General features: G+C 70.9%; 19 protein-coding genes. 13 read left to right on the top strand and 6 right to left on the bottom strand.

Annotated elements, in window-relative coordinates:
- Nucleotides 1-186 precede the first annotated feature (186 nt).
- Complete coding sequence (locus BCF74_RS13100; protein WP_146132967.1) at nt 187-693, top strand: helix-turn-helix domain-containing protein; 507 nt, start codon at nt 187-189, stop codon at nt 691-693.
- 36 nt (nt 694-729) lie between these two features.
- Here the strand turns inward: BCF74_RS13100 and BCF74_RS13095 are convergent, their stop codons facing one another.
- Genes BCF74_RS13095 through BCF74_RS13085 form a run of 3 tightly spaced genes read right to left on the bottom strand, consistent with a single transcriptional unit; the run spans nt 730 to nt 3,076 of the window.
- Nucleotides 730-1,077 carry a DUF3054 domain-containing protein gene (locus BCF74_RS13095; protein WP_106298405.1) on the bottom strand — a complete coding sequence of 116 codons (348 nt, stop codon included), beginning with the start codon at nt 1,075-1,077 and terminating at the stop codon, nt 730-732.
- Between the two features lies 1 nt (nt 1,078).
- Nucleotides 1,079-2,068 (bottom strand): ribose-phosphate diphosphokinase, encoded by a 990-nt coding sequence (locus BCF74_RS13090; protein ID WP_106298404.1) that lies wholly within the window; start codon nt 2,066-2,068, stop codon nt 1,079-1,081.
- A 39-nt stretch (nt 2,069-2,107) separates the two neighbouring features.
- The gene (locus BCF74_RS13085; protein ID WP_106298403.1) at nt 2,108-3,076 is read right to left on the bottom strand and encodes an alpha/beta hydrolase; all 969 of its coding nucleotides are present in this window, start codon (nt 3,074-3,076) and stop codon (nt 2,108-2,110) included.
- Nucleotides 3,077-3,166: 90 nt separating this feature from the next.
- Between BCF74_RS13085 and dop the strand changes: the two genes are divergently transcribed.
- The 4 genes from dop (at nt 3,167) to prcA (ending at nt 6,759) form a co-directional block, all read left to right on the top strand.
- Nucleotides 3,167-4,702 (top strand): depupylase/deamidase Dop, encoded by a 1,536-nt coding sequence (gene dop, locus BCF74_RS13080; RefSeq protein ID WP_106298402.1) that lies wholly within the window; start codon nt 3,167-3,169, stop codon nt 4,700-4,702.
- Nucleotides 4,703-4,823: 121 nt separating this feature from the next.
- Entirely contained in the window at nt 4,824-5,018 is a 195-nt protein-coding gene (locus BCF74_RS13075) for a ubiquitin-like protein Pup (protein WP_106298401.1), read from the top strand.
- Complete coding sequence (gene prcB, locus BCF74_RS13070; RefSeq protein WP_106298400.1) at nt 5,015-5,938, top strand: proteasome subunit beta; 924 nt, start codon at nt 5,015-5,017, stop codon at nt 5,936-5,938. Before BCF74_RS13075 ends, prcB begins: the two co-directional genes overlap by 4 nt.
- Entirely contained in the window at nt 5,935-6,759 is an 825-nt protein-coding gene (gene prcA / locus BCF74_RS13065; RefSeq protein WP_245889350.1) for a proteasome subunit alpha, read from the top strand. The genes prcB and prcA overlap by 4 nt, the downstream gene beginning before the upstream one ends.
- A 149-nt stretch (nt 6,760-6,908) precedes the next feature.
- Here prcA and BCF74_RS13060 read toward each other — a convergent pair whose 3' ends face one another.
- Both BCF74_RS13060 and BCF74_RS13055 read right to left on the bottom strand, forming a co-directional pair.
- Nucleotides 6,909-7,610, bottom strand: a complete 702-nt coding sequence (locus tag BCF74_RS13060; protein ID WP_106298398.1) for a dienelactone hydrolase family protein — start codon at nt 7,608-7,610, stop codon at nt 6,909-6,911.
- A gap of 133 nt (nt 7,611-7,743) precedes the next feature.
- A complete protein-coding gene (locus BCF74_RS13055; protein WP_106298397.1) occupies nt 7,744-8,376 on the bottom strand; it encodes a peroxiredoxin in 633 nt (210 codons plus the stop codon).
- 176 nt (nt 8,377-8,552) lie between these two features.
- Here BCF74_RS13055 and pafA point away from each other — a divergent pair, with 176 nt between their 5' ends.
- The 3 genes from pafA (at nt 8,553) to BCF74_RS13040 (ending at nt 11,447) form a co-directional block, all read left to right on the top strand.
- Nucleotides 8,553-9,914, top strand: coding sequence for a Pup--protein ligase (gene pafA / locus BCF74_RS13050; RefSeq protein WP_106298396.1), 1,362 nt, complete (start codon nt 8,553-8,555; stop codon nt 9,912-9,914).
- A gap of 114 nt (nt 9,915-10,028) precedes the next feature.
- The gene (locus BCF74_RS13045; protein ID WP_170070241.1) at nt 10,029-10,970 is read left to right on the top strand and encodes an FKBP-type peptidyl-prolyl cis-trans isomerase; all 942 of its coding nucleotides are present in this window, start codon (nt 10,029-10,031) and stop codon (nt 10,968-10,970) included.
- A 90-nt stretch (nt 10,971-11,060) separates the two neighbouring features.
- Nucleotides 11,061-11,447: an FKBP-type peptidyl-prolyl cis-trans isomerase gene (locus BCF74_RS13040; protein WP_106298394.1), complete on the top strand. Its 387-nt coding sequence runs from the start codon at nt 11,061-11,063 to the stop codon at nt 11,445-11,447.
- Between the two features lie 187 nt (nt 11,448-11,634).
- Here BCF74_RS13040 and BCF74_RS13035 read toward each other — a convergent pair whose 3' ends face one another.
- On the bottom strand, nt 11,635-12,936 hold the full coding sequence (locus BCF74_RS13035) for a DUF3866 family protein (protein ID WP_146132969.1): 1,302 nt from the start codon (nt 12,934-12,936) through the stop codon (nt 11,635-11,637).
- A 34-nt stretch (nt 12,937-12,970) separates the two neighbouring features.
- Between BCF74_RS13035 and BCF74_RS13030 the strand changes: the two genes are divergently transcribed.
- The 5 genes from BCF74_RS13030 to BCF74_RS13010 are packed head-to-tail and all read left to right on the top strand — an operon-like array spanning nt 12,971 to nt 17,146.
- The gene (locus tag BCF74_RS13030; protein ID WP_106298436.1) at nt 12,971-13,990 is read left to right on the top strand and encodes a helix-turn-helix transcriptional regulator; all 1,020 of its coding nucleotides are present in this window, start codon (nt 12,971-12,973) and stop codon (nt 13,988-13,990) included.
- Nucleotides 13,990-15,042, top strand: coding sequence for a helix-turn-helix transcriptional regulator (locus tag BCF74_RS13025; protein ID WP_106298393.1), 1,053 nt, complete (start codon nt 13,990-13,992; stop codon nt 15,040-15,042). The genes BCF74_RS13030 and BCF74_RS13025 overlap by 1 nt, the downstream gene beginning before the upstream one ends.
- Nucleotides 15,043-15,077: 35 nt before the next feature.
- Nucleotides 15,078-15,386 carry a Sec-independent protein translocase subunit TatA gene (tatA, locus tag BCF74_RS13020; protein WP_106298392.1) on the top strand — a complete coding sequence of 103 codons (309 nt, stop codon included), beginning with the start codon at nt 15,078-15,080 and terminating at the stop codon, nt 15,384-15,386.
- Nucleotides 15,387-15,410: 24 nt separating this feature from the next.
- Complete coding sequence (gene tatC, locus BCF74_RS13015) at nt 15,411-16,250, top strand: twin-arginine translocase subunit TatC (protein ID WP_342747575.1); 840 nt, start codon at nt 15,411-15,413, stop codon at nt 16,248-16,250.
- Entirely contained in the window at nt 16,247-17,146 is a 900-nt protein-coding gene (locus tag BCF74_RS13010; RefSeq protein ID WP_106298390.1) for a diacylglycerol/lipid kinase family protein, read from the top strand. The genes tatC and BCF74_RS13010 overlap by 4 nt, the downstream gene beginning before the upstream one ends.
- Nucleotides 17,147-17,184 lie beyond the last annotated feature (38 nt).

Below are 17,184 nucleotides of genomic sequence, written 5' to 3'. Positions count from 1 at the left end.
GCGAGCTGTGCCCCCCGTGGTCGTCAGGGTCGGTCGGCAGCTGGCTGTGGAAAAGTCGGCGGCGAAACTGGTCGTGTCGAGCAGTCTTGACCCATGACTCCCGCAGCGCATCAGGGCCCACGTGGCACTTCTCGCCTCGGAGCACCGCGCACGTCTCGCCCCAACGCATCGAGCACCGCGCGCGACGTGCTGCGCCGTGCGCGCCGACTTCAGCGGCTCAGCCAGGATGAGCTCGCCGAGCGCGCCGGGGTGACACAGGGGGTGGTCGCGCGCTACGAGTCGGGGCGTCAACAGCCGACGGTCGCCGCGCTGGAGCGACTCGTCGCCGTGTGCGGGTATGAACTCGAATGGAGCCTGAGGAACACCCGGGAGGCTGGTGGAGCGGCTTTGGTCGACGACCGGTTCCCGGGGCCGATCGGGCGGCGGTTGACCGAGAACCTCGAGAAGGTACTCACCCTCATCGCCGGGACCGGAGCGAGCGAGCCACGACTCTACGGCGACGTCGCGGATGGCAGCGAAGGCGTGGACTCGACCCTGTTCATTGGTGTCGTTCTGGCACCTGCGGTCGAGTCCATGGACCTGCTCGTCGCTGGCGCGCGCATCCACCTTCTCGTCGGTGCTCCGGTTCGCCTCGGGCCACACGAGGATGCGGCCGCGTGGGGCTACGACGGTCCGGGGGTACCCCTCAGCTGACGGAGAGGGCAACGACAGGCGACGAAGCTGGTCACGTCAGTTGACGAGGCGGGCGAGCAGGCGCCAGCCGAGCATCGTCACCGCGAGGAACACCGTCGCCACGACGATGAACGACGGCGCCGTGCCGGCCGCGGCCAGCCGACGCAGCAGCATCCCGACCACGACGGTCGCCGCCACGACGACGACACCGAACTGCCACGACCGCGGCGAGACGTCCAAGGTCACCGACGCGAGCAGCCAACCCGCCGCCGTCCCCACGAGGAACGGCCCGGCCGTCTGCAGCACGCCACTCAGCGTCAGCCCCTCCGCGTGCGAGCGCCGCCCCACCACAGCGAACACCACGACGGCCACGACGTCGAGCAGCACCGGAACGAACCGTCCCACCTCAACCACCCACCTTGTCGAAGAGCGAACCCTGCGGCGGCGCGTGCGTCGGGTCGACCCCGTCGAAGAGGATGCTCACCGACTCACCCCCGTGGATCCGCGTGATCGCCTCGGCGAACAACCCCGACACGGTGCGCACCTGCAGCTCGGGCCAACCGGCCGGCGACGGCACGGTGTCCGTCGTCACGACCTGCGACACCATGGGGTGCGAGCGCAACCGCTCCACCGCGCGCCCCGCGAACAGCCCGTGCGTGCACGCCACCGCCGCCTCGGTCACGCCCACCTCCGCCAGCTTGTCGAGCAACTCGATGATCGAGCCACCGGTCGCGATCTCGTCGTCGAGCACGATCGCCCTCTTCCCCGCGACGTCGCCGACGATCGAGTCGATGACCACCTTGTCGTCGCTCTTGCGCTGCTTGCTCCCGGCCGCGACCGGCAGACCGAGCAGCCGCGAGAACTGGGTCGCCTCCTTGGCGTTGCCGAGGTCCGGTGACACGACGACGGAGTCCGTGAGGTCCGTCCCGCGGAAGTGGTCCGCGAGCACCCCGAGCGCCGTGAGGTGGTCCACGGGCACCGAGAAGAACCCATGCACCTGCGGCGCATGCAGGTTCATCGTCAGCACGCGGTGCGCGCCCGACGTCGCGATGAGGTCGGCGACGAGGCGACCACCGAGCGAGATGCGCGAGGCATCCTTCTTGTCCGAGCGGGCATACGCGAAGTGCGGGATGACGGCGGTGATCTGCGCAGCCGACGCACCCCGCGCCGCGTCGATCATGAGGAGCAGCTCCATGAGGTGCTCCTGCGTCGGGGGCACGAGCGGCTGGACGATGTAGACGTCGCGCTGGCGGCAGTTCGCGAGCAGCTGCGCCTGGAGGCAGTCGTTGCTGAACCGCTTGATGTCGACGGGCGAGAGCGGCACCCCGAGACGGTCACAGATCTGCCGGGCCAGCCCCGGGTGCGCACTGCCGGAGAAGACGACGATCTCTCGCATGCCCTGACCCTAAGCGTTGACGCCGCGCGAGCGGGAGACTCACCCGAGATGACGTCGCAGTTCGGACACGAGCTCCCATCGGTGCTGCTCACCGGCCGCGCACGCGCCGGGGAACGACGCGAACCCGTGCGGCACGCGCAGGTAGTTCGTATGCCGCACGCTTACCCCCGCGATCCGCAGCGCGTCCGCATACCGCACCCCGTCGTCGCGGATCGGGTCGAGGTCGGCCGTCTGCACCAGCGCCGGCGGCAGCCCCTCCAGCACACCGAACAACGGCGACAGGAGCGGGTCACGCCAGTCCTGCCCCGCGGCATACAGCTCACGGAACGCGACCATCGACGCCTTGGTGAGGATCGGGGCATCGGCGTGTTCCTCGATCGACGGCGACCCGAAGGTCATGTCCGTCGCGGGGTAGATGAGCGCCTGGTGCCGGATCCAGTCCGCGCCCGACGCGCCGACGACCTGCGCGACGACGGTCGCGAGGTTGCCGCCGGCGGAGTCCCCGGCCACGGCCAGCCGGTGTGCGTCGGCGCGGAGCACGTCCGACTGGGCAGCGACCCACGTCGTGGCGTCGACCGCGTCGTGGGCGGCCACCGGCGCTGCGTGCTCGGGCCCCATCCGGTAGTCCACCGACACGACAACGGCACCGACCCGGGCCGCGAGGTGCGTGCACAGCGGGTCGTAGTTGACGACGTTGCCGAGCACCCAGCCGCCACCGTGGAAGTAGACGATGACGGGCACGTCGGTCTGGGAGTCGCGGATGGATCGCGGCCGGTAGATCCGCAGCGGGATTTCGTAGCCGTCCCGCGCGGGCGCCGTCCCGAACGTGATCCCGACGCCGCGGTCGACCTTCCCCGTGACCCACGACCACGGCGGCACGCGCGGGTAGACCTCGGCCCGGGCCTTCTGCCGGTCCGCGTCATCCATCGTCTCGACCGGCTGCCGCATCCGGTCGATGACGGCCACGGCAGCCGTCGTCACCGGTGCCATCCCGCGATAGTTGCGCATACGCGGCAGTATGCCGTCCGCCCGCCTACCGCGACGGAGTTCCGGTGTGCGTGCGCGCGAGCCTCTCGTGCCGTTGCTACTGTCGCGGCCATGTCGGTTCGACGGGTCATGGGCATCGAGACGGAGTACGGCATCTCGGTGCCGGGGCAGCCGAACGCGAACCCGATGGTCCTCTCCGGTGACGTCGTCACGACGTATGCCGCGAGCCGCGGCATACGTCCCGCGCAGGCATCGTGGGACTACGCGGATGAGGCGCCGCTGCGCGACGCTCGGGGGTTCGACATGGGCAGGGGAGTGGCGCACCCGAGCCAGCTCACCGACGTCGAGGACCCGACGATGGCCAACGTCGTCCTCACCAACGGGGCCCGGCTCTACGTCGACCACGCCCACCCGGAGTACTCCTCGCCGGAGGTGACGAACCCCCGCGACGGCGTGGTGTGGGACAAGGCCGGAGAGCTCGTCATGCGCGAGGCGGTGGCCCGGCTCGCGACGATGCCGCCCGGGGTCAACCTCTACAAGAACAACACCGACGGCAAGGGCCAGTCCTACGGCACGCACGAGAACTACCTCATGTCGCGCCGGACGCCGTTCTCGCGGATCATCGCCCAGCTCACGCCGTTCTTCGTCGTCCGTCAGGTCATGTGCGGGTCCGGCCGGGTCGGCATCGGGGTCGACTCCCGCACGATCGGCTACCAGCTCGCGCAGCGCAGTGACTTCTTCGAGACCGAGGTGGGGCTCGAGACGACGTTGAAGCGGCCGATCATCAACACCCGCGACGAGCCGCACGCCGTCGCCGACCTCTACCGGCGGCTCCACGTCATCCTTGGCGACGCGAACCACTGCGACGTCGCGAACCTGCTCAAGCTCGGCGCCACCTCACTCGTCCTCGGCATGATCGAGGACGACTGGCTGACGAGCGCGACGACGGATCTGACTGTGCGACAGCCGGTTCGGGCTCTCCAGACGGTCTCGCACGACCCCACGCTGCAGGCGACCATCGAGCTCGCCGACGGCCGCACCGTCCGCGGGGTCGAGCTGCTCCGGACCTACCACGAGCTCGCCGCCCGCTGGGTGGACGACCGGCTCGGTGGCGACGTCGACGACGACACCGCCGAGGTGCTCCGCTGGTGGAACACCGTCCTCACGGCTCTCGAGGGCGACCCGATGGACGCCCGCCGCTGGGTCGACTGGGTCGCCAAGCTCAGCGTCCTCGAGGGCTACCGCGAGCGCGACTCCCTCGGGTGGGGCGACCCGCGGCTCAAGGCCGTCGACATCCAGTGGTCCGACGTGCGCGCCGACCGCGGGCTGGCCAACCGGCTTGCCGCGACCGGTCGCGTCGAGGTGCTCGTCCCCGAGGCGGAGGCGGCCCGGGCGATGGACGAGGCGCCCGAGGACACCCGGGCGTGGTTCCGTGGCGCGTGCCTGCGCAAGTTCCCCGACGCCGTCATGGCCGCGTCGTGGGACTCCGTCGTCGTCGAGCTGCCGGGGGAGCGGGCGCTGCAGCGCATCCCCATCCTCGAACCGCTGCGCGGGACCAAGGACGCCGTGGGTGACCTCGTGGAGGGAGCGCCCGACATCCGGTCACTGCTGGCCTCCCTCGCCGCGGCCGACGGTCGCGGCGACTAGGCTCGTCGGATCAGGGCATCGACGCCGGTGCCCACGGTGAACGCACGGTGACCCGGTCCCGAGGCGACTCGACCCCGAGACGCCCGGTCCGAAGCCACAGTCCCGACACGAGGAGGAGCCCATGGCCGGCCAGGAGCAGGTCAAGCCCCAGCGACGCGACGACGGTCCCGACGACACGCCCGAGCCCGTCCCGGCGGCGCCCGCGGCGCAGGCGCAGGACACCGACATCGACGACATCCTCGACGAGATCGACGGGGTCCTCGAGTCCAACGCCGAGGAGTTCGTGCGCGGGTTCGTCCAGAAGGGCGGCCAGTGACCCGGCAGCGACCAGCGGCGGGCGACGGAGGTCTCCCCGCGGCATACCTGAGAACGGGTTCCTCATCGTTCACGGACTTCGTGGCCGAGCACGAGCCAAGCCTCATCCCGTCGCGCCGGGGCCTGCCACCGGGCGGCACCATCGACGCTCCGCACGGCACGACGATCGTCACGCTGACGTTCGACGGTGGCGTGCTCATGGCCGGTGACCGGCGCGCGACGATGGGCAACATCATCGCCAACCGCGACATGGAGAAGGTCTTCGCGACCGACGAGTTCTCCGTCGTCGGTATCGCCGGCACGGCCGGTCTCGCGATCGAGCTCGTGCGGCTCTTCCAGGTCGAGCTCGAGCACTACGAGAAGATCGAGGGCGCGCTGATGTCCCTCGAGGGCAAGGCCAATCGGCTCGCGTCGATGATCCGCGGCAACCTCGGCATGGCGATGCAGGGCCTCTCGGTCGTCCCGGTGTTCGCCGGCTACGACCTGCAGGAGCGGATCGGCCGGATCTTCTCCTACGACGTCACGGGCGGCTGCTACGAGGAGCACGACCACCACAGCGTCGGCTCCGGGTCGCTCTTCGCGCGCGGCTCGCTCAAGAAGCTGTACCGACCCGACATGACGCCGGAGCAGGCGGTCCGGGTCGCCGTCGAGGCGCTCTACGACGCCGCCGACGACGACTCGGCCACCGGTGGCCCCGACGTGGGCCGGCGAATCTGGCCGACCGTCGCACTCGTCACCGTCGAGGGTGCCCGGTTCGTGCCCGACGACCAGGTCGCGCCCGTCGTCGACCAGATCATCGCCGAACGGGTCGGCAACCCCGGCGGTCGGCCGGGTGGGCGACCCGGCGGCCCCACGGCTGGCCCATCCGGCGGCCCCACGGGCGGCCATAACGCCCAGCAGCACGAGGGAGGTGCCCGATGAGCGCCGGTATGCCGTTCTACGTCTCGCCCGAGCAGCTCATGAAGGACCGGGCGGACTTCGCGCGCAAGGGCATCGCCCGCGGCCGGTCCGTCGTCGTCCTCGCCTACGACAACGGGATCGCGTTCGTCGCCGAGAACCCGTCGCGGTCGCTGCACAAGATCGGCGAGATCTACGACCGCATCGCGTTCGCCGCGGTCGGCAAGTACAACGAGTTCGAGAACCTCCGCGTCGCAGGAGTGCGGTATGCCGACCTGCGCGGCTACTCCTACGACCGCAGCGACGTCACCGCGCGCGGGCTCGCGAACGCGTACGCGCAGACCCTCGGAACGGTCTTCACGCAGGAGTCCAAGCCGTACGAGGTCGAGATCGTCGTCGCCGAGGTCGGCGAGGACTCCTCGCGCGACCAGATCTACCGGCTCAGCTATGACGGGTCGGTCGCCGACGAGCACGGTCTCGTCGCGATGGGCGGCGCCTCGGACCAGATCGAGGAGCGGCTCACCCAGCACTGGCAGCCCGGCATGAGCCTCGGGCCGGCGCTCCGGCTCGCGGTCAGTGGGCTGTCCCTCGACGCTGCCGGAGGGCCCGACCGTGAGCTCGGTCCGGAGTCGCTCGAGGTCGCCGTCCTCGACCGCACGCGGGCACGGCGGCTCTTCCGACGCATCCCGGCCGAGCTGCTCGGACAGCTGCTCTCCGAGCAGGACCCCACCGACGACGCCCCGGCGGTCGAGCAGGGAAGGGCCGAGCACGACAGCCCCCGACAGGCCTCCACGAACCCGCAGACACAACGGCACGGCGACGAGGCGACCCCGGACGCCGACTGAGCGTCCGCTCCGGACAGCCGGGACAGCTGTCACGTCGCGGACGTCCACGTCGCGCGGGTGGCGCATGGCGAGGTCCCTGCGGCTGGCGATCCCTCCCGTCGCGTGCCCCTCCCGTGACGTGCCCCACCCGTCGCGGACGGGACGACCGCTCAGACCGGCAGGTTCTCCCGCAGCCAGGCCGTCGTCTCGTCCCACGCCGCCTCGGACGCGGCGGCGTGGTGGAACGTCGGTGACGGGTTGTCGAACGCGTGGTCGGCGCCGGGGTAGACGACGAACGTCACGTCCTCGTTGTTCTCGGTGACCGCGTCCTCGATCTCGCGGACGGTGTCGAGCGAGATGTAGGAGTCGCTGTCGCCGAAGTGGTGCAGGCTCGGGCTCGTCACCTGCGCAGCGATGCCGAGCAGCGTCGGCAGTGCCGAGCCGTAGTACGACACCAGCGCGTCCGGCTTCAGCTCGGCCTCGGCGGCCACGTTGAAGGCCAGGCCGCCGCCGAAGCAGAAGCCCACGAGGCCGACTCCGCCGGTGACCGCCGGGTGGGCCCGCAGCGCCTCGAGGGCACCCACGCCGTCACGCACGCCGCGCGGCCAGTCGAACTCCTCGAGCAGCGCCATCGCGCGCGGCAGCCCGCCCTCGTCCTCGGTGACGACCGGGTCGCCGAGGTGCGCGTAGAAGTGCGGCACGAGGACGGCATACCCGAGGTCCGCGAGGTCCCGGGCCCGCGAGCGGATGTAGTCGGTGACGCCGAAGATCTCCTGGAAGAGCACGATGCCGGGGCCGGTGCCCGCCTCGGGCAGGACGAGATCGGCCGGGATGTCGAGCGTGGGGCTGTCAGACGAGGGACTGTCGACCATGGACTCACCGTATGCCGCGCGCCTGGCTCACGTACGCCGCTTCCCGTATGCCGCCACTCACCGAACGACTGATTGCGACTTCGCAGAGTTCGTCGCGGCGCTCCTCACTCTGCGAAGTCGCAATCAGTCGGGGTCAGTTGGGGGCGGAGGCGTAGCGGAGGTAGGGCTTGACCTCGTCGACCTCGCCGAACTTCTCCCGGGCGTCCTCGGTGGACACCGTCGGCGCGACGATGACCCGCTCGCCCTGCTTCCAGTCGGCCGGGGTGGAGAACGGCCCCGCGTCGTTGACCTGCAGCGCGTCGAGCGCGCGCACGATCTCGTCGAAGTTGCGGCCGACACTCTTGGGGTAGGTGAGCGACAGGCGCACCTTGCCCTTGGGGTCGATGAGGAAGACCGAGCGCACGCTGGAGGTGTCGCCCTCGCCCGGGTGGATCATGTCGTAGAGCTCGGCGACCTTGCGATCCCCATCGGCGACGATGGGGTAGTCCACGGCCGACCCGCCGACCTCCTCGATGTCACCCTTCCAGGCGTTGTGGTCGTCGATGCCGTCCACGGAGACGGCGAGCACCTTGGCGTTCCGCTGGGCCCACTCGTCCTTGAGTGCCGCGACGCGACCGAGCTCGGTCGTGCACACCGGCGTGAAGTCCGCGGGGTGGCTGAAGAGGACGGCCCAGCCGTCGCCCTTCCAGTCGTGGAAGCTGATCTCGCCCTCGGTGGTCTGGGCGGTGAAGTCGGGTGCGTCGTCGCCGAGGCGGAGCGTGGCCATGAGCAGGTCCTCACTGTGGAAGGCGGTCGGTGTCCGTCGGGCCGGCGGCCTGACCTGTAACACCATGTTGGTCACAACCCAACCTGCCGTTAAGTCCCACGATCCGGCACTCGCGTCCCGCATCGTGGACCCCGAGGGGGCCACTCGAGGCGGCCACGCACGCATAGAGTGAGTTCATGGAGCGTCGGATCTTCGGGATCGAGAACGAGTACGGCATCACCGCCTCGTCCGAGGGCCAGCGCACGCTCACGCCCGACGAGGTCGCCCGCTACCTCTTCCGCAAGGTCGTCGCGTGGGGTCGCTCGAGCAATGTCTTCCTCGCCAACGGCTCCCGCCTTTACCTCGACGTGGGCAGCCACCCGGAGTACGCGACCGCCGAGTGCGACTCGCTGCGCCAGCTCGTCGCCCACGACAAGGCAGGGGAGCGCACCATCGAGGGCCTCGTCGCCGACGCCCAAGCCCGGCTGCACGAGGACGGCGTCACGGGCGAGATCTACGTCTTCAAGAACAACACCGACTCGGCCGGCAACTCCTACGGGTGCCACGAGAACTACCTCATCGGCCGCAGCGGGGACTTCCAGACGTTCTCCGACGCGCTCCTGCCGTTCCTCATCAGCCGCCAGATCACTTGTGGCGCAGGCAAGCTCGTCCGCACCTCCAAGGGCGTCGAGTTTGCGGTGAGCCAGCGTGCGGACCACATCTGGGAGGGCGTCTCGTCGGCGACGACCCGCAGCCGGCCGATCATCAACACCCGCGACGAGCCGCACGCCGACGCCGAGCACTACCGGCGCCTGCACGTCATCGTCGGCGACTCCAACATGAGCGAGACGACGACGCTGCTCAAGGTGGGGTCGTGCGACCTCGTGCTGCGGATGATCGAGGACGGCGTCGTCATGCGCGACCTCACCCTCGAGAACCCCATCCGCGCCATCCGCGAGATCAGCCACGACCCCACCGGCCGACGGACCGTGCGGCTGGCCAACGGTCGACAGGTGAGCGCCCTCGACCTGCAACGCGAATACCTCACTGCCGCAACGGCATACGTCGACCGTGAAGGCGCCACCGACCCGGACCACAAGACCGTCCTCGACCTCTGGGAGCGCACGCTCGACGCCGTCGAGACCGGGAACCACTCGCGGGTCGACACCGAGATCGACTGGATGATCAAGCACCGCCTCATCACTGACTACGCCGGCAAGCACGGGCTGGACCTCGACCACCCGCGGCTCGCCCAGATCGACCTCGCCTACCACGACATCAACCGGCAGCGCGGCCTCTTCTACCTCCTGCAGGCTCGAGGCCGGGCGGCGCGGGCAGTCAGCGACCCCGAGATCTTCGAGGCCAAGGTCCGTCCGCCGCAGACGACTCGAGCCAAGCTGCGCGGCGACTTCATCCGGGCGGCCCAGGAGCACCGGCGCGACTTCACCGTCGACTGGGTGCACCTCAAGCTCAACGACCAGGCGCAGCGCACCGTGCTGTGCAAGGACCCGTTCCGCAACGAGGACCCGCGGGTGGAGCGGCTCATCGCGGGGATGTAGACCCGGACCCGGCCCCTCGCGTGCGGCTCGGGCGTGCTCGCGGTTCAGGGAGGGGACAGGTGCTGTGGTTATGGTGGGGACCTTGCCCACCCCGTTCGACCGAAGGTGTCACCTGTGTCCCGCCCCCGCTTCACCACCCTCTCCGCTGCCCTCGTGGCCGGCGCCGTCGCCCTCGCCGGCTGTGGCAGCTCATCCGACGGCGCGGGGGAGAAGAAGGACTCCGGTCCGCTCGCCCAGGTCAAGGTCGAGGGCGCCGCGGGTGCCGAGCCCAAGGTGACCATCGCCCCGCTGCCGCTCAAGGTCACGAGCGAGACCAAGCGCGTCATCACCGAGGGCAAGGGCGAGCCGCTGACCAAGGACAGCCTCGCGTCGGTCAACGTCCAGCTCATCAACGGCGTCGACGGCAAGGTCGCGTCGAGCACCTGGACGGACAAGCAGCCGTTCGGGCTCGACCTCACCAACCAGCAGATGCTGCCGATCTTCGCCAACCAGCTGCCCGGCACCAAGCCCGGTGGCCGGGTGCTGCTCGCCGCGCCGGTCAAGGACGTCTACGGACCGCAGGGCAACCAGCAGCTCGGGCTCAAGCCCGAGGACCCGCTCGTCTTCCTCATCGACGTCGTGAGCGCCTCCCCGAGCCTCAAGGAGGCCACGGGGACCGCCGTCCCCCCGAAGGCCGGCCTGCCGACGGTGAAGATGAACCCGGGCAAGCCCGCCACGATCACCATGCCCAAGACCAAGGCCCCGACGAAGCTCGTCGCCCAGCCCCTCATCACGGGCAAGGGCCCCAAGGTCGAGAAGGGCCAGACCATCCGGATCGCGTACACCGGCGCGCTCTGGGCCAACGGCAAGGTCTTCGACTCCAACCCGGCGTGGTCGACCCCGATCGGTGTCGGCCAGGTCGTGCCCGGGTGGGACAAGTCCCTCGTCGGCCAGACCGTCGGCAGCCGGATGCTCCTCGTCGTCCCGCCGGCGGACGGCTACGGCCCGCAGGGGCAGGGCGAGATCAAGGGCACCGACACCATGGTCTTCGTCGTCGACATTCTCGGCGCCGTCTGAGCCGGGGCCATCGCGACCACGCTCGCCCCGCACCAGCACCAGCAGCACGAACAGAACCAGGCACGCACCCGTCCCGGAAGGACCAGCACCATGCCGTTCGACCCCAACACGACCCGCCCCGAGATCGACTTTCCCGGCGACGAGCCGCCCACCGAGCTCGTCATCGAGGACATCACCGTCGGCGACGGCGCCGAGGCCACCGTCGGCTCGACGATCCAGGCCCACTACGTCGGCGTCGCCCACTCCACCGGGGAGGAGTTCGACGCGTCATGGAACCGCGGCGCCCCGCTCGAGTTCCGCCTCGGCGTCGGCCAAGTCATCCGCGGCTGGGACGAGGGCATCGTCGGGATGAAGGAGGGCGGCCGTCGTCGCCTGCTCATCCCGAGCGACCTCGCCTACGGTGAGCGCGGCGCGGGTGCCGTCATCAAGCCGGGCGAGAGCCTCATCTTCGTCGTCGACCTCGTCAAGGTCAGCTGACCCGCAGAGTCACCGAGCCTCGGGCGCCCGCCGCGGAGCCGGTCAGCGCACGAGCGAGTCACCGATTGCCGAGCCGGCCACCGATGGGTGGTCGGCTCGGCAACTTCTGCCTCGCTCGGCGCGCCCACGTACCTCGGCGCGCCCACGTACCTCAGCGCGCCCGTGTCCCTCGCTCGGCGCGCCCGTGTCAGTCAGCGCGCTCCGCGGCCAGGATGCCCGCCACTGCAGCGGCGACGAACGGCGCCGGGTCCTCGTCGAGGCTGCGGCCCATCGTCGACAGCCCCACCGGCGAGCCGCGCAGCGCGTCGAGCACCCCGTCCGTCCCGACCTCGACGACCTCCAGCTCGGCTCGTGACGACTCGGCCAAGTCACGCGCCTGCTCGCGCACCAGCGCATAGAGCTCGTCACCTCTCCGCCCCACACCCGTCACCGGATCACCGGCCGGCTCGTGCGCGGGCTCCGGCTCGTGCATGGGCTCCGGCGCCTGCGCGGCCTGCAGCCCCGGCGCGGGGACCGGCACCAGGGCGGGGGAGAGCAGTGCCTTGCCGTATGCCGTCGTGCTGTGGTGAGAGATCCCGCGGTGCCGCGGTCTGGGGTCGGCTCCCGAGACGCGCAGGGACGCGATGCCCGTCCCGCCGAGGACGTGCACGGCATGCAACGCGTCGGCTGCGGCGACACCGGAGTAGCCCCAGGGTGTCCCCGTCCCGACGTTGCCCGGGCCCTGGGCGACGACGACGACGTCAGCATCCACGACGTGCCGCGCCGCGAGCAGCCCGCTGTGCAGCGACACCGCTTCGTGGTCACCGCCGAACGCCTGCCCCACCGTGACCGTTTCAGCGAGCCACCCCGCGTCCTTGAGGCCGGCCACCGCGCGCGAGAACGCGATCGGCAGCGCGCCGCCGTCGGTCATGACATAGGCGACCCGGGCGTCGGGACGCGCCAGACGCACCCCGGCCACCACCGCCGGCAGTGCCGAGTGCAGGTCGGCGACGACGACGGGCATGCCGTCGAGGGAGTCGGCCTCGCGCAGGGTTGCGTGGTGCGGGCTGTCCTGCTCGTCGACAGCGAGGAACATCTGCTGCTGGGGCGTGTAGCGCGCCTTGACGATGTGCCCCTCGCTCGGCGGCGGGTCGGCGGGCAACCGGTCCGGCACCGCGACGACGAACGCCAGCCCACCGGTGCCGAGACCCTTGAGCAGCGCCGATGCGTTGAGCACGACCCGGTCGCCAAGCTCCGGACGGCCCACCATCGCGGTGTATGCCAGCGCGCGCACCTCGCTGCCTTCCCTGGCTTGGCCGGTTTCAGCGTCTGATTGCGCAGGGTTCGCATCCTCGCTGGCGCTCGCCTGCGAATCCTGCGCAATCAGTCGGGGAGGGGAGGTGGGGTCAGCGGACGGTGAGGGAGGAGCGGAACGGAGGCGGACGGCATACTCGACCGCCCCCGGCCACTCCCGGACCGCACGGATGATCTCGCCCTCGCGCCACTGCATCACGTCACGCAGGCTATCGAGTAGCGTCGTGCGCATGAGTGCAGCGACGGGGACGGCGGCGAAGACCGAGCGCCTCCTCAACCTCGTCCTCGTGCTGCTCTACACCCGGCGGCCGCTGTCCAAGGCGCAGATCCGCGGGCTCGTGCCGCAGTACGGCGAGACCGCGTCGATCGACGCCTTCGATCGGATGTTCGAGCGCGACAAGGACGAGCTGCGTGCGCTCGGGGTGCCGCTCGTCACCGAGGAGATCGACGCCTTCCACGAGGACGAGCCGGGCTACCGGATCCACCAGCGCGACTACGCCCTGCCGGACATCGACTTCGCACCCGACGAGCTCGCCGTCCTCGGCCTCGCGAGCCGCAGCTGGGCGCAGGCGTCGATGGCCGGCCCCGCGGCGCAGGCCCTGCGCAAGCTGCGCGCGGCCGGTGTCGAGCGCGACGAGGACGCCCTCATCGGCATCGAACCCAGGCTGCGCACGACCGAGCCGGCGTTCGAGGCGACGAAGGACGCCGTGCTCACGCGCACGCCGGTGACGTTCGACTACCGCCGGCCCGAGAGCAGCGAGTCGACGACGCGGCGGGTCCAGCCCTGGTCGCTCGTGCAGTGGCACGGCCGCTGGTACCTCACCGGGCACGACCTCGACCGCGAGGCGCCGCGTGTCTTCCGCCTCTCGCGGGTGGATGGCGCGGTGAAGCGGACTGGCAAGGCGGGGTCCTTCGAGGTGCCCGCCGACCACGAGCCACGCGTCATGGTCGAGAGCTCCGCTCCAGCGGGCGAGGCGCGACCGGCACGGCTGCTCGTCCGGCCGGGAGCGGCATACAGCCTGCGCCGGCGCGCGAGCGCCACCCAGGAGACCGACAGCGGCTGGACCGAGGTGACCGTGGACTTCCGCGACGTCGACGGCTTCGCCGAGGAGGTCGCGGGGCACGGCGACGACGTGCAGGTCCTCGGCCCGGAGGAGCTCGGCGAACGCGTCCGTATGCTGCTGCGCGCGGTTCTCGAGGCGCACGCGTCTTCCGGTGGGGCCGACTCGCCGAGGGGAGACGCGGGCTGATGGCCAGCGAGACCGCGACGACGCGCGTCGCCCGGCTCCTCACGATGGTGCCGTGGCTCGTCAACCGCCAGGGCATCGCCCTCGACGAGGCGGCCGAGGGTCTCGGCGTCAGCGTCGAGCAGCTTGAGCAGGACCTCCAGCTCCTCTTCCTCTGCGGCTACGGGCAGATGCCCGACGAGCTCATCGAGGCCGACTGGGAGGAGGGCCGGGTCTTCGTCGGCAACGCCGACACGATCGCCCGCCCGCTCCGGCTCGGCGTCGACGAGGCCGTGACCCTCATCGTCGGACTGCGCACGCTCCTCGACGTGCCCGGCCTCACCGAACGCGACGCCATCGAGCGGGCGCTGGCCAAGCTCGAGGCAGCGGCGGGTGCCTCGGCCGAGCCCGCCGCCCGGGTGTCGGTCGACCTCGCCGACGGGGGAGTGGCCGGTGAGCTGCTCGAGCGGGCCCGCGACGCCGTGACGCGCCACCGCCGCGTCCACCTGACCTACCACGTGCCGGGGCGCGACGAGGCAACCGAGCGCGACGTCGACCCGATGCGGGTCGTCGGTGCCGACGGCCACTGGTACCTCGAGGGGTGGTGTCACCGCGCGCAGGGCGTGCGGATGTTCCGGCTCGACCGGGTCGAGGCGCTCGAGGCCCTCGACGAGGACGGGACCCCTCCGGCCGACGTGTCGCCGCGCGACATCGGCGAGTCGGTGTTCAGCCCGGGCGAGGACGACCTGGCCGTGACCCTGCGGCTGCTGCCGGGGGCGTTCTGGGTGGCCGACTACTACCCGGTCGAGAGCATCGAGGACGTGGTCGCCCCCGAGGGTGATGCCGCGCCCACGGCAGAGGAGGCTGCGCCCACGGCAGGTGCCGCCGCTGTCACGGCAGGGGACGCTGCGCCGGCCAGGATCGTCACCGTGCGTACCGCCGACACCGCCTGGCTCGAGCGGCTCGTGCTCCGCATGGGCGGGCACGTCGTCGTGCTCGACCCGCCCGACCTGGCCGAGCGCATCGCCACTCGCGCCAGGACCGCCTTGTCGCCCACCGACCACGACGTAGACTGACAACCGACCGCTCATCCGAGAGAAGGCACCTCATCATGCGCAACATCGGCGCTCCCGAGATCATCATCATCGCCGTCCTGCTCATCGTCATCTTCGGCTGGAAGCGGCTGCCTGACGCGGCCCGCAGCCTCGGACGGTCGGCCCGCGTGTTCAAGTCCGAGGTCGACGAGATGAAGACCGACGGCAAGAAGGACGCGGGGAGCACGACCACGACCGCGTCGACGTCCACCCTTCCCGGCGAGACGGTCCGCACGCAGACCGACCCGACGGCACCGCGTTCCACGTCGCCCATCCACGAGGACGCCCCGCGGACGGACAACCAGTCCGGCCCCATCTCCTCCTGATCCCACGCCCCGACAGCCACACAGATGACCGAAGCCGCAGGTGGGGTGCGACGACGCCTGCCCCGACGCCGTCCCCGCGACCCCGAAGGGCGGATGTCCCTCGGCGACCACCTGCGCGAGTTCCGGCGGCGCGTCTTCGTGGCCGCCGCCGCGGTCGTCGTGGGCGCGGTCGTCGCGGCCCTGAACTACGGTGCGATCTTCGACTTCCTCGCGGAGCCGTTCAACGACTACAAGCGAGCCAACCCGCAGAGCGACATCAGCCTCAACTTCGCCGAGGCGACGGCAGCGTTCTCGAACCTCATCACCCTGTCGGTCTTCATCGGGGTCCTGGCCGCGAGCCCGGTCTGGCTGTACCAGGCGTGGGCGTTCATCGTCCCGGGCCTGACGAAGAAGGAGAAGCGGGTCTCGCTGGCCTTCATCGCCGCGACGGTGCCGCTCTTCCTCGGCGGTTGCCTGCTCGGCTACGTCGTCCTGCCGCAGTCGCTCCAGCTGCTCTACGGGTTCTCGCCGGAGGGCACGTCCAACATCCAGCAGGTGTCGACGTACTTCTCCTTCGTCACCCGTTTTATCCTCGTCTTCGGCGCCGGGTTCCTCTTCCCGGTCTTCCTCGTCGCGTTCAACGCGGTGGGGATCCTGTCGGCCTCGCGGATGCTCGCGGGCTGGCGTGTCGCCGTCGTCGCGATCTTCGTCTTCGCCGCGGTCGCGACCCCCACGGCCGACCCGATGACGATGTTCCTCCTCGCCATCCCGCTCATCCTCCTCTACTTCGTCGCGTATGCCGTGGCGCGCCTCATCGACAGGCGTCGCGAGAAGGCGCGGCCGGACTGGCTCGACGTCGCGGACGACGAGGCCTCCGAGCTGTGACCGCGGCCCGGCCCCGGGTCGGGCTGGTGGTCAACCCGACTGCGGGCAAGAACACGGGAGCGCGCATCGGTCGAGAGGCCGCGGCTCTCCTCGCCGCGGACGGTCACGAGGTCGTCGACCTCTCGGCCATGGACGGCGCACACGCCCTCGAACGCGGCAGGGCGGCGATCCGCGACGACGCGGTCGACTGCATCGTTGTCGCGGGCGGCGACGGGATGGTCCACCTCGGGGTCAACCTCGTCGTCGGCACCGACGTCCCGTTGGGCGTCATCGCGGCAGGCACCGGCAATGACACCGCGCGCGAGCTGGGGCTGCCCGTCCGCGACGCGGCGAAGGCGGTCGAGCGCATCACCCACGGTGCGCGTCGCCGGATCGACGCGGCCCGCGTCGTCGACCCGCATGGCGACGAGCGGTGGTTCGCCGGCGTGCTCGCCGCCGGGTTCGACGCCGTCGTCAACGAGCGCGCCAACGGGTGGAGCTGGCCCAAGGGCCAGATGCGCTACAACCTCGCCATCGCCCGCGAGCTCGGCGTCTTCCGGCCCATCCCGTACGTCGTCGAGGTCGACGGAAGCCGCTACGAGACCAAGGCGATGCTCGTCGCGGTCGCCAACGGGCCGGCATACGGCGGTGGCATGAAGATCGTGCCGGGAGCCGCGTTCGACGACGGGTTGCTCGACGTCCTCGTGCTGCACGAGGTCTCGATTCCGACGCTGCTGCGGGTCTTCCCGCGCGTCTTCTCGGGGCGACACGTGGACCACCCGGCGGTCGAGATCCTGCGCGGACGTCGGGTGCGGCTCGAGGCGAACGGCATCGTCGCCTACGCCGACGGTGAACGGTTCCAGCCGCTGCCGCTGACCTGCGAGGTCGTGCCCGGTGCGGTCACCATCCTGGGGTGAGTCCTCACGCCGCGGGCTGGGCGCTCACGTAGCCTGAA

It is taken from the genome of Knoellia remsis, assembly GCF_003002895.1.
Taxonomy (GTDB): Bacteria; Actinomycetota; Actinomycetes; order Actinomycetales; family Dermatophilaceae; genus Knoellia; species Knoellia remsis.
Note: the sequence above shows the minus strand (reverse complement) of the source record. Positions and strands in the feature narration are given on the sequence as shown.

Bases quoted from the DNA above. Each gene is read 5' to 3' on its own strand.
- BCF74_RS13060 (WP_106298398.1), bottom strand. From the start codon at position 7,610: ATGGTCGACAGTCCCTCGTCTGACAGCCCCACGCTCGACATCCCGGCC.
- tatA (WP_106298392.1), top strand. From the start codon at position 15,078: ATGCGCAACATCGGCGCTCCCGAGATCATCATCATCGCCGTCCTGCTC.
- BCF74_RS13025 (WP_106298393.1), top strand. From the start codon at position 13,990: ATGGCCAGCGAGACCGCGACGACGCGCGTCGCCCGGCTCCTCACGATG.
- BCF74_RS13040 (WP_106298394.1), top strand. From the start codon at position 11,061: ATGCCGTTCGACCCCAACACGACCCGCCCCGAGATCGACTTTCCCGGC.
- tatC (WP_342747575.1), top strand. From the start codon at position 15,411: ATGACCGAAGCCGCAGGTGGGGTGCGACGACGCCTGCCCCGACGCCGT.
- BCF74_RS13085 (WP_106298403.1), bottom strand. From the start codon at position 3,076: ATGCGCAACTATCGCGGGATGGCACCGGTGACGACGGCTGCCGTGGCC.
- BCF74_RS13055 (WP_106298397.1), bottom strand. From the start codon at position 8,376: ATGGCCACGCTCCGCCTCGGCGACGACGCACCCGACTTCACCGCCCAG.
- BCF74_RS13030 (WP_106298436.1), top strand. From the start codon at position 12,971: ATGAGTGCAGCGACGGGGACGGCGGCGAAGACCGAGCGCCTCCTCAAC.
- BCF74_RS13090 (WP_106298404.1), bottom strand. From the start codon at position 2,068: ATGCGAGAGATCGTCGTCTTCTCCGGCAGTGCGCACCCGGGGCTGGCC.
- pafA (WP_106298396.1), top strand. From the start codon at position 8,553: ATGGAGCGTCGGATCTTCGGGATCGAGAACGAGTACGGCATCACCGCC.
- prcA (WP_245889350.1), top strand. From the start codon at position 5,935: ATGAGCGCCGGTATGCCGTTCTACGTCTCGCCCGAGCAGCTCATGAAG.
- dop (WP_106298402.1), top strand. From the start codon at position 3,167: ATGTCGGTTCGACGGGTCATGGGCATCGAGACGGAGTACGGCATCTCG.
- BCF74_RS13075 (WP_106298401.1), top strand. From the start codon at position 4,824: ATGGCCGGCCAGGAGCAGGTCAAGCCCCAGCGACGCGACGACGGTCCC.
- BCF74_RS13035 (WP_146132969.1), bottom strand. From the start codon at position 12,936: ATGCAGTGGCGCGAGGGCGAGATCATCCGTGCGGTCCGGGAGTGGCCG.